Genomic DNA, 10,623 nt, shown 5'->3' with positions numbered 1-10,623 from the left:
TTACTTGCTCTCCTCGGTACGGGAAGTCGTGGCGGGCTCGGAGCCGCCCAGCAGCAGATAGAGGACGGCCATCCGGATCGAGACGCCGTTGGCGACCTGTTCCACGGCGGTGCAGCGGTCCGAGTCGGCGACGTCGGCGGTGATCTCCATCCCGCGGTTCATCGGCCCTGGGTGCATGACGATGGAGTCTTCCGGCATCCGCGCCATACGGTCGCCGTCGAGGCCGTAGCGGCGTGAGTACTCGCGCTCGGTGGGGAAGAAGGCGGCGTTCATCCGCTCCCGCTGGACGCGCAGCATCATGACGGCGTCCGACGTGGGCAGCACCCGGTCGAGGTCGTACGAGATCTCGCAGGGCCAGTGCTCGACGCCGATGGGCACCAGGGTGGGCGGTGCCACCAGCGTCACCCGGGCGCCGAGCGTGTGCAGCAGGTGGACGTTGGACCGGGCGACCCTGCTGTGCAGCACGTCACCCACGATCGTGATGCGCCGGCCCTCGAGGTCGCGCCCGATTCCGGTGTCGGGGCCGACCAGCCTGCGGCGCATGGTGAAGGCGTCCAGGAGGGCCTGGGTCGGGTGCTCATGGGTACCGTCGCCCGCGTTGACGACGGCACCGTCGATCCAGCCCGACGTCGCGAGCCGGTACGGGGCGCCGGACGCGCCGTGCCGGATGACGACGGCGTCGGCGCCCATCGCCTCCAGAGTCAGCGCGGTGTCCTTGAGCGACTCGCCCTTGGAGACCGACGAGCCCTTCGCGGAGAAGTTGATGACGTCGGCGGAGAGGCGCTTGGCCGCGGCCTCGAAGGAGATACGGGTGCGGGTCGAGTCCTCGAAGAAGAGGTTGACGACGGTACGTCCGCGCAGGGTCGGAAGCTTCTTGACCGGCCGGTCGGCGACCCGGGCCATCTCCTCGGCGGTGTCGAGGATCAGGACGGCGTCGTCGCGGGTGAGGTCGGCGGCCGAGATGAGGTGGCGCTTCATCCGGATGTTCTCCAGGTTCGCGGAGGATTCAGGCATGGCAGTCGGGCGGGCAGGCACAGCTCTGCGGCCCGGATCGCGGGCCGTACGGGAGGAGAGCTAACGGCCGCCGGCCGGGGCGGACCGCTCGGTACCGAGGAGGACCGTGTCGCGGCCGTCCTCCTCGGCGAGCTGGACCTTGACCGTCTCGCGCAGCGAGGTGGGGAGGTTCTTGCCGACGTAGTCGGCGCGGATCGGCAGCTCGCGGTGGCCGCGGTCGACGAGAACCGCGAGCTGCACGGCGCGCGGGCGGCCGATGTCGCCGAGAGCGTCCAGCGCGGCACGGATCGTGCGGCCGGAGAAGAGCACGTCGTCGACGAGGACCACCAGGCGTCCGTCCACACCGTCGGCGGGGATGTCCGTACGGGCCAGCGCGCGGGCGGGCCGCATGCGCAGGTCGTCGCGGTACATGGTGATGTCCAGGGAGCCGACCGGGATCGTACGGCCGGTGATCTCCTCCAGCTTGGCCGCGAGCCTGCGGGCGAGGAACACACCGCGGGTGGGGATGCCGAGGAGCACGACGTCTTCGGCGCCCTTGGCGCGCTCGACGATCTCATGGGCGATACGGGTCAGTACCCGTGCGATGTCCGGGGCCTCCAGGACGGGGCGCGCGTCGGACTCGCCGGCGCCTGCGGCACCGCTGCTGGAGCTTGCACTGCTGGTGTCCATATGAAACGGACCTCCTTCTCCGCCTCACGGGACGGACCTTAAAGGACGTCGGGATTACGGAAACCACCGTACCAGGGGCGGACCGGGCCTTCCCGCCCCGGTCCCGCCGGTTGGCCCGCGAGGGTCCGGGGGCGTCCCGCGGCCGGTCCGGACCATTCGGCTTGACGCATCCAAGTAACGCTGCGTAACCTCACAGTGAGTTACCAGCCGCGCGGCGGAGCCGCAGGTCATCTCAGCGTCCGGGAGCCATATGTCCAGCGAATACGCAAAACAGCTCGGGGCCAAGCTCCGTGCCATCCGCACCCAGCAGGGCCTTTCCCTCCACGGTGTCGAGGAGAAGTCCCAGGGCCGGTGGAAGGCCGTGGTGGTGGGTTCGTACGAGCGTGGTGACCGCGCCGTGACCGTCCAGCGCCTCGCCGAGCTGGCCGACTTCTACGGCGTTCCGGTCCAGGAGCTGCTGCCGGGGACCACTCCGGGCGGGGCCGCCGAGCCGCCGCCGAAGCTCGTCCTGGACCTGGAGCGTCTCGCCCACGTCCCGCCGGAGAAGGCCGGGCCCCTCCAGCGCTACGCCGCCACGATCCAGAGCCAGCGCGGCGACTACAACGGCAAGGTGCTGTCGATCCGCCAGGACGACCTGCGCACCCTCGCCGTCATCTACGACCAGTCCCCCTCGGTCCTCACCGAGCAGCTGATCAGCTGGGGCGTGCTGGACGCGGATGCCCGTCGCGCGGTCGCCCACGACGAGGGCTGATCCCGCTCGCGGATCGTTCAACAGAAGAAACGTCACGTCCGAAGGGCGGCCCGCATATGCCAGGGGCCGCCCTTCCGGCGTTTCGGCGCTCCGGCGTACGCCCTCAGCCGCCCGCGGGCCGGTAGAGCCGGCCGACGAGTTCGGGAAGCAGCCGTTCGGCGAGCTTCGGCGGCAGCGCCTGGAGCACCGCGAGTACGGGCGCCATCCGCTCGGGAAGCTCCCCGTGCTCGCCCACCCCGGCGAAGGCCAGCGCCAGCGCCGCCTCGTCGGACGTGAGGTTCTCCGGGTCGAGTGCGGCGGCGGCCGCCACCACTGCGGGGTCGGCCTCGACGGGGTCTGCCGCCGCGGCTGCGGCGACCGCCCGCGTCAGGGCGCCGAGCAGGTCCCGCACGGTCTCCTCCCCCGCCATGGCCGCCGTCACCGTGAGATGCAGATTGGCGGGCGAGCCCGCGAAGGCGGGCTGGGGCTGAACGTACCAGCCGAGGCCGCGCATCTCGTCCGCCACCACGAACGGGTCGACGCCCGGACCGTCGGCGGCGATCGCGAGCAGCGAGGAGTCCGGGCTGCCGAGCACCCGCAGCCCGTCGATCTCCCCGACGCCCGCCACGAGCGCTGTCACCGCCCGGTGGACGCGCAGCGACAGCTCCGTGTACCCATCGGTTCCGATCCGCTCCAGCACCGCCCAGGCGGCAGCCAGCGGCCCGGCCGGCTTGGTGCCCTGGAGGGTGGCGTTGACCACCGGATACCCGGGCCACGAGGCGTGCGCGAACCAGCCGTGTCTGCGGAGTCCGGCGTCCCTGAACAGCAGCACCGACGCACCCTTGGCCGTGTAGCCGTACTTGTGCAGGTCGACCGAGAGCGATGTGACTCCGGGCACGGCGAGGTCGAACGGCGGCACCGCCGGGGCACCGGCGCCGAGCCGCAGATGCCCCAGGTACCAGCCGCCGATGCACGCGTCGACGTGGCAGAGCACCCCGCGCCCGGCCGCCGCACGGGCGGCGTCGGCGACCGGATCGGTCACCCCGTGCGCGTACGAGGGTGCGGAGACCACCACCAGCGCCGTGCGGTCGGTGAGTGCGGCGGCCAGATCGCCTGCGCGTACCCGGTAGGTCAGCGGATCGACGGGGACGACCACCGTCTTCAGTCCGAAGAGTCCTGCGGCTTTGTGGAAGGCGGCGTGCGCGGTTTCCGGCAGCACCAGCTCGGGTTCGGTGACGCCACGGGTACGGCGCGCGTGTTCGCGGGCCGTGAGAACGGCGAGCAGACAGCTCTCGGTGCCCCCGCTGGTGAAAGTGCCGACGGTTTCCGGGCCGCCGCCGAGCAGCCGGGCGGTGCGCGCCACGACATCGTTCTCCAGGGAGACCACACTGGGGAAGGCCGTCATGTCGAGGCCGTTGACACCCGCGAACGCCGCGGCCGCGGCGTTGGCCAGCTCCTCGACGCCGGGCAGGCCGGAGTCGTAGACGTACGCCATGGTGCGTCCACCCCTGACGGGCAGGTCCGCCGCGCGCAGTGCGCCCAGCCGGTCCAGGATGTGCCGGTCCGCGGGGCCGGGCCCCGCGGATACCGGGCCGCTGTTCTGTTCACCGGGGTCGGCCATGCGCGAAACCTAGGGCACGGCCCGCTCGACGCACCAGGCCCGGAGCAGAAGATTGTTCATCTTCCGCTCCGGGCCTGTGACGGTGCTGTGCTGCGCCGGGGCGCCGGGTCCGCCGCGACTAGTCGCGGCGCAGGCTCGGCTTGAGGTCCTTGAACCGGCCCAGCAGCCCGTTGATGAAGGCGGGCGACTCGTCCGTGGAGAACTCCTTGGCGAGCTGCACCGCTTCATCGATCACGACCGCGTCCGGCGTCCCGTCGACCCACACCAGCTCATGGGCGCTGAGTCTGATGATGTTGCGGTCGACGACCGGCATACGGTCGAGTGTCCAGCCCACCGCGTAAGTGGCGATGAGCTCGTCGATACGGTCCGCGTGCTCCGCGTACCCCTCGACGAGGTCCATCGTGTACTCACTGACCGGTGGCTGGCGGTCGTCGGTGCGGGCGAGACGGATCCAGTCCGCGAGGACCGTCTGCACGGACGCCCCGCGCTGGTCGGCCTCGAAGAGGATCTGGAAGGCGCGCTTGCGCGCCGTGTTGCGGGCAGCCACGGTTAGCTGTTCACCCGGCCGAGATAATCACCGGAGCGCGTGTCGACCTTGATCTTCTCGCCGGTCGTGATGAACAGCGGGACACCGATCTCGTAACCGGTCTCAAGGGTGGCGGGCTTGGTGCCACCGGTGGAACGGTCGCCCTGGACGCCCGGGTCGGTGTGCTGGATCGTCAGCTCGACCGCGGCCGGCAGCTCGACGTAGAGCACCTCGCCCTCGTACTGGGCGACGGAGGCGGTGAAGCCCTCGATGAGGAAGTTGGCCGCGTCACCGACCGACTTGCGGTCGACCATCAGCTGGTCGTACGTGTCCATGTCCATGAAGACGAAGTACTCGCCGTCCATGTACGAGAACTGCATGTCGCGCCGGTCAATGGTGGCCGTCTCGACCTTCACACCGGCGTTGAACGTCTTGTCGACGACCTTGCCGGAAAGCACGTTCTTGAGCTTGGTGCGCACAAAAGCCGGGCCCTTGCCGGGCTTGACGTGCTGGAACTCGACGACGGACCAGAGCTGGCCCCCGTCGAGCTTGAGCACCAGGCCGTTCTTGAGGTCGTTCGTGGAAGCCACGGTTGAGGTTCTCCTGGACTGCAGCGTGTGTGGGACCGCGGGTGCGCGCCACTAGAGGGCGAGCAGCTCCTTGGTCGTAATGGTGAGTAGCTCGGGTCCGCCGTCCGCCTCAGGGCGTACGACGAGCGTGTCATCGATCCGGACTCCGCCCCGGCCCGGGAGGTGGACCCCCGGTTCGACGGTGACCGGCACGCAAGCGTCCAGTTTACCCATGGCCGCAGGTGCCAGCTGCGGGTCCTCGTCGATTTCGAGCCCCACACCGTGCCCGGTCGACGGGCCGAGGTCCCCGCCGTGGCCCGCGGCCTCCAGGACATGACGTGCCGCCCGGTCCACGTCACGGCACGCGACACCGGGCACAAGTGCCTCCCGACCAGCCCGTTGTGCCGCGAAGACGAGGTCGTACAGCTCGATCTGCCAGTCCGCGGGCGCAGTGCCGATGACGAAGGTCCGGCCGATCTCACATCGGTATCCGCGGTACACCGCCCCGAGCCGGACCGAGAGCAGATCCCCCTCCTCGACCCGGCGGTCCGACGGACGGTGGCCGCTCAGCCCGGCGTTGGGCCCGGTGGCCACGGAGGTCGGAAAGGACGGCCCCTCGGCCCCGTGGTCCACCAGACGGCGCTCCAGCTCCAGGGCGAGATGGCGCTCCGTACGTCCCACGAGGATCGATTCGAGCAGCTCGCCCAGCGCCTGGTCGGTGATCTCCCCAGCGGTTCGCAGAAAGCCGATCTCCTGCTCGTCCTTGATGATCCGCTGCTGGTCGACGGCGCGGGCCAGATCGGAGAGCTGCAGCCGTGGCGCCACCGAGCGCAGGGCCCGGTGGCGGGCGACGGTCAGATGGTGCTCCTCCACCGCGAGCGAGGTGGCGCCCGCCGTACTGAGGAGTCCGGCCGCTGCCACCGCGGGGTCGCCGCCGGGCTCCGGGAGCACCGTGAGCCGCAGCTGCGCGTCGGGGCGGCCGTCCTGGGGGGCACCGGCCGGCCCGGCCGGACAGAGGAGCTCATCGCTGTCGGGGCCGATCAGCAGGACCGCGCCCGCCGGGGCCGCCCCGGCGAGATACCGGACGTTGGCCGGGCGGGAGACCAGCGCCGCACCGCTGCCCGCTGCCAGGCACCGGTCACGCAGCCTTGCCCGGCGGACCGCAAACACCTCTGCCATGGCCCCGAGCGTAGGAGCGGCGGCCGGTATCGGCCGGTTCAGCGCGTCCGACCGGGGGGCTTCACCAGGCCGGAGGGGATGCGATGGAGCGCGCGAGTACGTCGTCGAGCACCTGGGCGGTGGTCGCCACGTCGTAGCCGGAATTGTCGATGATCGGCAGCCCGGAGCCGTACCAGCCGGCCATCCGGCCATGGATCCTGGCGACTTCCTCGTCGCTGAGGCGGCGGTTTCCGCTGCGGGCCGCGTTGCGCTCCAGGACGACTTCCAGGCCAGGGAGGAGCACGACGGGCAGCAGGCCGGGGCCCACGTGCCGCTTCCAGCCGCCGAGGCCGACGACCGGGCGGTCGGGGAAGACCGCGTCGTCGACGATGCAGGAGATGCCGTTGGCCAGGAAATTGCGCGCGGCGAAGCCGCAGGTGCGGCGGGCGAGGCGGTACTGGGCCTCGGAGTGGTCGTTCCAGCCCCCCTGGGGGTCGGCGAAGCCCGAGCAGACCCACTCGCGCACGTCGTCGAGGCTGATGTGCGACGTGGGCATCCGGCGGCTCTGCGCCCAGTACCGGGCGACGGTGGTCTTGCCCGCGCCCGCCGGCCCTATGAGGAGGACGGCGAGCGTGGTGTTCCCGGTGTCCGCCGGGGTGGTGGCGGCCGGCGGGGCCGGCAGCGGGACCGGACCGCCGGGCGGCAGCTGGATGTGGCCCGTCGTCTCCATGGAGGGCGGCTGCGGCGGCTGGTGGGCCGGCGGCGGGGGCGGCTGGTGAGCCGGCGGCGCGGGCGGCACCGGCTGGTTCGGCGCCACCCAGCCCGGGTGCTGCCCCGGGTGCTGGGCGCCCTGTGCCCAGCCTGCGGCGCCCGAAGGGGGCGGCGGCAGCGGAGCTCCCACAGCGTGCTGCATCCGGTGCCACTCCGTCTCGATCAGCCGACTGGTTCTCGTGCTGAACGGTACCTTCCCCGGCCCCCACCGTGTGAACGGCCGGGGCCGGTCCAAAACCCCGCCTCAGCCCGTGAGTTCCCCGGCCAGCGCCCGCAGGGCCAAGCGGTAGGAGCCGATACCGAAGCCCGCGACGGTGCCGCTGGCGACCGAAGCGATTACGGAGTTGTGACGGAACTCCTCGCGTGCGTACGGATTCGAGATGTGCACCTCGATGAGCGGTGCGGTGCGCTGGGCGGCCGCGTCACGCATCGCGTACGAGTAGTGCGTGAACGCACCGGGGTTGATCACGACCGGGACCGCGCCGTCGGCCGCCTCGTGCAGCCAGCGGATCATCTCGCCCTCGTCGTTGGTCTCCCGCACCTCGACGTCGAATCCGAGCTCCTTGCCCAGCAGGGTGCAGGCGTCCACAAGCCCCGCGTAGGACGTCGCCCCGTAGACATCGGGCTCGCGGGACCCCAGGCGGCCCAGGTTGGGACCGTTGAGCACGAGAACACGGCTCACGCGGAGACCTCCCCGAACGCGGCGAGCAGGACGGCCGGGTCGGGGCCCTCCAGGACGGTCGGCTTGGCGATCCCGTCGAGGACGATGAAGCGCAGGACGTTGCCCCTGGACTTCTTGTCGACCTTCATCGTCTCCAGGAGCTTGGGCCACTGGTCGCCCCGGTACGTCAGCGGCAGCCCGACCGACGCGAGTACGGCGCTGTGCCGGTCCGCGGTCGCGTCGTCGAGGCGGCCGGCGAGGCGGCCGAGCTCGGCGGCGAACACCATGCCGACCGAGACGGCGGCCCCGTGCCGCCACTTGTAGCGCTCGTTCTTCTCGATCGCGTGGGCGAGCGTGTGCCCGTAGTTGAGGATCTCCCGCAGGCCCGACTCCTTGAGGTCGTTCGACACGACCTCGGCCTTGACCCGGATGGACCGCTCGATCAGCTCGGCGGTGTGCTGTCCCGCGGGCGTACGGGCCCCTTCGGGGTCGGACTCCACGAGGTCGAGGATGACGGGGTCGGCGATGAAACCGGCCTTGATGATCTCGGCCATGCCGGAGACGTAGTCGTTGACCGGGAGCGAGTCGAGCGCGGCGAGGTCGCAGAGCACCCCCGCGGGCGGGTGGAAGGCGCCCACCAGGTTCTTGCCCTCGGCGGTGTTGATACCGGTCTTGCCGCCCACGGCCGCGTCCACCATGCCCAGCACGGTGGTGGGGACGGCGATCCAGCGCACGCCGCGCAGCCACGTCGCGGCGACGAACCCGGCCACATCGGTGGTCGCACCGCCGCCGACCCCGATGATGACGTCGGTGCGGGTGAATCCGGTCTGGCCGAGCGCCTTCCAGCAGTAGGCGGCGACCTCGGCGGTCTTGGCCTCCTCGGCGTTGGGCAGCTGGACCGCGATGGCCTCGTATCCCTGGTCGGCGAGGTCCTGACGGACCGCTTCACCGGTCCCGGCCAGCGCCTCGGGGTGCAGTACGGCCACACGCCTGGCCTGCTCACCGATCAGCGTGGGCAGCTCGGCAAGGAGCTGACGGCCTACCAGCACCTCGTACGGATCGTGACCGTCCGTGCCGCCGACCTGGATACGGATGGGGGCGTCCTGCGTCATACGGTCTTCTCCTGGCCGGGGGGCGGGGTGGCGTCTCCTGCGGGGAGCCTCAGCTCCAGGGCGTCGAGGACGGCCTCGGCCACTTCCGCGGGGACACGGCCGTCGGTGGCTACGACGGCACGGGCGACTTCGGTGTACAGGGGGCGGCGGGCCTCCATCAGCTCACGCCACTGGCGGCGCGGGTTGACGGCGAGCAGTGGGCGCGCGGTATTGAGCCCGACGCGTTTGACCGCCTCGTCGACGTCCATCGAGAGGTAGACGACGGGGTGGCCGGCGAGGAGCTCGCGGGTGGCCGCGTCGAGTACCGCTCCGCCGCCGAGCGACAGGACACCGGTGTGTCCGGCGACAGCGTCGCGCACCGCGGCACGTTCGAGGGCGCGGAAGTGATCCTCGCCCTCGTCGACGAAGATGTCGGCGATGGTGCGGCCCTCGGCCGCCACGATGTCGGCGTCGGTGTCGCGGTAGGCCGCGCCGAGGCGCTCGGCGAGCAGCTCGCCGACGGTGGACTTGCCGACGCCCATCGGGCCGACGAGGACGACCAGCGGCCCGCTCATCGGATCTGGAGGTTGTCGAGGAACGACCGGACGTTCCTGCGGGTCTCGCCGACGCTGTCGCCGCCGAACTTCTCGGCGACCGCGTCCGCCAGCACCAGCGCGACCATGGCCTCGGCGACGATCCCGGCGGCCGGCACGGCACAGACGTCCGAGCGCTGGTGGTGCGCGGCGGCGACCTCACCGGTGGCGGTGTCGATGGTGGCGAGCGCGCGGGGCACGGTCGCGATGGGCTTCATCGCGGCCCGCACACGCAGCAGCTCCCCGGTGGACATACCGCCCTCGGTCCCGCCGGAGCGGCCCGATGTGCGGCGTACGCCGTCCTCGGTCGGCACGATCTCGTCGTGGGCCTGCGAGCCGGGCACCCGGGCCAGGTCGAAGCCGTCGCCGACCTCGACGCCCTTGATGGCCTGGATGCCCATCAGAGCGGCGGCGAGCCTGGCGTCGAGCCTGCGGTCCCAGTGCACGTGCGAACCGAGGCCGACCGGCACCCCGTAGGCGAGCACCTCGACCACACCACCGAGGGTGTCACCGTCCTTGTGGGCCTGGTCGATCTCGGCGACCATCGCCTCCGAGGCGTCCCCGTCCAGGCAGCGCACCGGGTCCTCGTCCAGCGCGGCCTCGTCGGAGGGGACCGGGACGACACCGTACGGAGCCTTCGCCCCGGCCAGCTCCACGACGTGGGAGACGAGTTCGATCCCGGTCGTCTCCCGGAGGTAGGACCGGGCGACCGTGCCCAGCGCCACGCGGGCGGCCGTCTCGCGGGCGCTGGCGCGCTCCAGGATCGGCCGGGCCTCGTCCAGCGCGTACTTCTGCATACCCGCGAGATCCGCGTGACCGGGCCGGGGACGGGTCAGCGGTGCGTTGCGGGCCAGCTGGGCCAGTTCGTCGGGGTCGACCGGGTCGGCCGACATGACCTTCTCCCACTTGGGCCACTCGGTGTTGCCGATCATGACAGCGACCGGGCCGCCCATGGTCAGCCCGTGCCGGACCCCGCCGAGGAAGGTGACCTCGTCCTTCTCGAACTTCATCCGGGCGCCGCGGCCGTAGCCGAGCCGCCGCCGGGCGAGCGCGTCCGCCACCATGTCCGTGGTGACCGGGACGCCGGCGGGAAGCCCCTCCAGCGTCGCCACCAGTGCGGGTCCGTGGGACTCCCCCGCGGTCAGCCAGCGCAACCTGCTCAACGGTGCTCCTCATACTCGCGCCTCGGTCTGCGACGGCGCGGCCGGGTGCGCGGCCCT

General features: G+C 71.6%; 12 protein-coding genes. 1 reads left to right on the top strand and 11 read right to left on the bottom strand.

Translation table 11 applies throughout. The features are described 5' to 3' along the window. Both OG584_RS29690 and pyrR read right to left on the bottom strand, forming a co-directional pair. On the bottom strand, positions 1-978 hold the full coding sequence (locus tag OG584_RS29690; RefSeq protein ID WP_405784344.1) for an aspartate carbamoyltransferase catalytic subunit: 978 nt from the start codon (positions 976-978) through the stop codon (positions 1-3). A gap of 96 nt (positions 979-1,074) precedes the next feature. Next, a complete protein-coding gene (gene pyrR / locus OG584_RS29685; RefSeq protein WP_405782420.1) occupies positions 1,075-1,683 on the bottom strand; it encodes a bifunctional pyr operon transcriptional regulator/uracil phosphoribosyltransferase PyrR in 609 nt (202 codons plus the stop codon). Positions 1,684-1,933: 250 nt separating this feature from the next. On the opposite strand from pyrR, the gene bldD reads away from it, so the two are divergent. Further along, positions 1,934-2,434 (top strand): transcriptional regulator BldD, encoded by a 501-nt coding sequence (gene bldD, locus OG584_RS29680; protein WP_014157378.1) that lies wholly within the window; start codon positions 1,934-1,936, stop codon positions 2,432-2,434. Positions 2,435-2,537: 103 nt separating this feature from the next. On the opposite strand, the gene OG584_RS29675 is transcribed toward bldD, so the two are convergent. From OG584_RS29675 to aroC, 9 genes are all read right to left on the bottom strand, one after another. Continuing rightward, positions 2,538-4,034 carry a pyridoxal phosphate-dependent decarboxylase family protein gene (locus OG584_RS29675; protein ID WP_405782418.1) on the bottom strand — a complete coding sequence of 499 codons (1,497 nt, stop codon included), beginning with the start codon at positions 4,032-4,034 and terminating at the stop codon, positions 2,538-2,540. 118 nt (positions 4,035-4,152) lie between these two features. Beyond that, positions 4,153-4,581 (bottom strand): transcription antitermination factor NusB, encoded by a 429-nt coding sequence (gene nusB, locus OG584_RS29670; RefSeq protein WP_405782417.1) that lies wholly within the window; start codon positions 4,579-4,581, stop codon positions 4,153-4,155. A gap of 2 nt (positions 4,582-4,583) precedes the next feature. Then, positions 4,584-5,150: an elongation factor P gene (efp, locus tag OG584_RS29665; protein WP_164264558.1), complete on the bottom strand. Its 567-nt coding sequence runs from the start codon at positions 5,148-5,150 to the stop codon at positions 4,584-4,586. A 51-nt stretch (positions 5,151-5,201) separates the two neighbouring features. After that, the gene (locus tag OG584_RS29660) at positions 5,202-6,308 is read right to left on the bottom strand and encodes an aminopeptidase P family protein (protein ID WP_405782415.1); all 1,107 of its coding nucleotides are present in this window, start codon (positions 6,306-6,308) and stop codon (positions 5,202-5,204) included. A gap of 61 nt (positions 6,309-6,369) precedes the next feature. After that, positions 6,370-7,200 carry a Pro-rich N-terminal domain-containing protein gene (locus OG584_RS29655; protein ID WP_405782414.1) on the bottom strand — a complete coding sequence of 277 codons (831 nt, stop codon included), beginning with the start codon at positions 7,198-7,200 and terminating at the stop codon, positions 6,370-6,372. 102 nt (positions 7,201-7,302) lie between these two features. Further along, positions 7,303-7,740 (bottom strand): type II 3-dehydroquinate dehydratase, encoded by a 438-nt coding sequence (gene aroQ, locus OG584_RS29650; RefSeq protein ID WP_405782413.1) that lies wholly within the window; start codon positions 7,738-7,740, stop codon positions 7,303-7,305. Beyond that, positions 7,737-8,831 (bottom strand): 3-dehydroquinate synthase, encoded by a 1,095-nt coding sequence (aroB, locus tag OG584_RS29645; protein ID WP_405782412.1) that lies wholly within the window; start codon positions 8,829-8,831, stop codon positions 7,737-7,739. The genes aroQ and aroB overlap by 4 nt, the downstream gene beginning before the upstream one ends. Continuing rightward, positions 8,828-9,385 (bottom strand): shikimate kinase, encoded by a 558-nt coding sequence (locus OG584_RS29640; RefSeq protein ID WP_405782411.1) that lies wholly within the window; start codon positions 9,383-9,385, stop codon positions 8,828-8,830. The genes aroB and OG584_RS29640 overlap by 4 nt, the downstream gene beginning before the upstream one ends. Next, positions 9,382-10,566, bottom strand: a complete 1,185-nt coding sequence (gene aroC / locus OG584_RS29635; RefSeq protein WP_405782410.1) for a chorismate synthase — start codon at positions 10,564-10,566, stop codon at positions 9,382-9,384. Before aroC ends, OG584_RS29640 begins: the two co-directional genes overlap by 4 nt. Between the last annotated feature and the right edge of the window lie 57 nt (positions 10,567-10,623).

The organism is Streptomyces sp. NBC_00859, assembly GCF_045161865.1.
Classification (GTDB): Bacteria; Actinomycetota; Actinomycetes; order Streptomycetales; family Streptomycetaceae; genus Streptomyces.
The sequence above is the reverse complement of the archived record's forward strand: the minus strand, read 5'-3'. Positions and strand labels throughout refer to the sequence as shown.

What these genes read in the sequence shown, in the direction of transcription:
- bldD (WP_014157378.1), top strand. Translation starts at nt 1,934, where the DNA reads ATGTCCAGCGAATACGCAAAACAGCTCGGGGCCAAGCTCCGTGCCATC.
- OG584_RS29675 (WP_405782418.1), bottom strand. Translation starts at nt 4,034, where the DNA reads ATGGCCGACCCCGGTGAACAGAACAGCGGCCCGGTATCCGCGGGGCCC.
- OG584_RS29640 (WP_405782411.1), bottom strand. Translation starts at nt 9,385, where the DNA reads ATGAGCGGGCCGCTGGTCGTCCTCGTCGGCCCGATGGGCGTCGGCAAG.
- OG584_RS29690 (WP_405784344.1), bottom strand. Translation starts at nt 978, where the DNA reads ATGAAGCGCCACCTCATCTCGGCCGCCGACCTCACCCGCGACGACGCC.
- aroB (WP_405782412.1), bottom strand. Translation starts at nt 8,831, where the DNA reads ATGACGCAGGACGCCCCCATCCGTATCCAGGTCGGCGGCACGGACGGT.
- OG584_RS29655 (WP_405782414.1), bottom strand. Translation starts at nt 7,200, where the DNA reads ATGCAGCACGCTGTGGGAGCTCCGCTGCCGCCGCCCCCTTCGGGCGCC.
- pyrR (WP_405782420.1), bottom strand. Translation starts at nt 1,683, where the DNA reads ATGGACACCAGCAGTGCAAGCTCCAGCAGCGGTGCCGCAGGCGCCGGC.
- OG584_RS29660 (WP_405782415.1), bottom strand. Translation starts at nt 6,308, where the DNA reads ATGGCAGAGGTGTTTGCGGTCCGCCGGGCAAGGCTGCGTGACCGGTGC.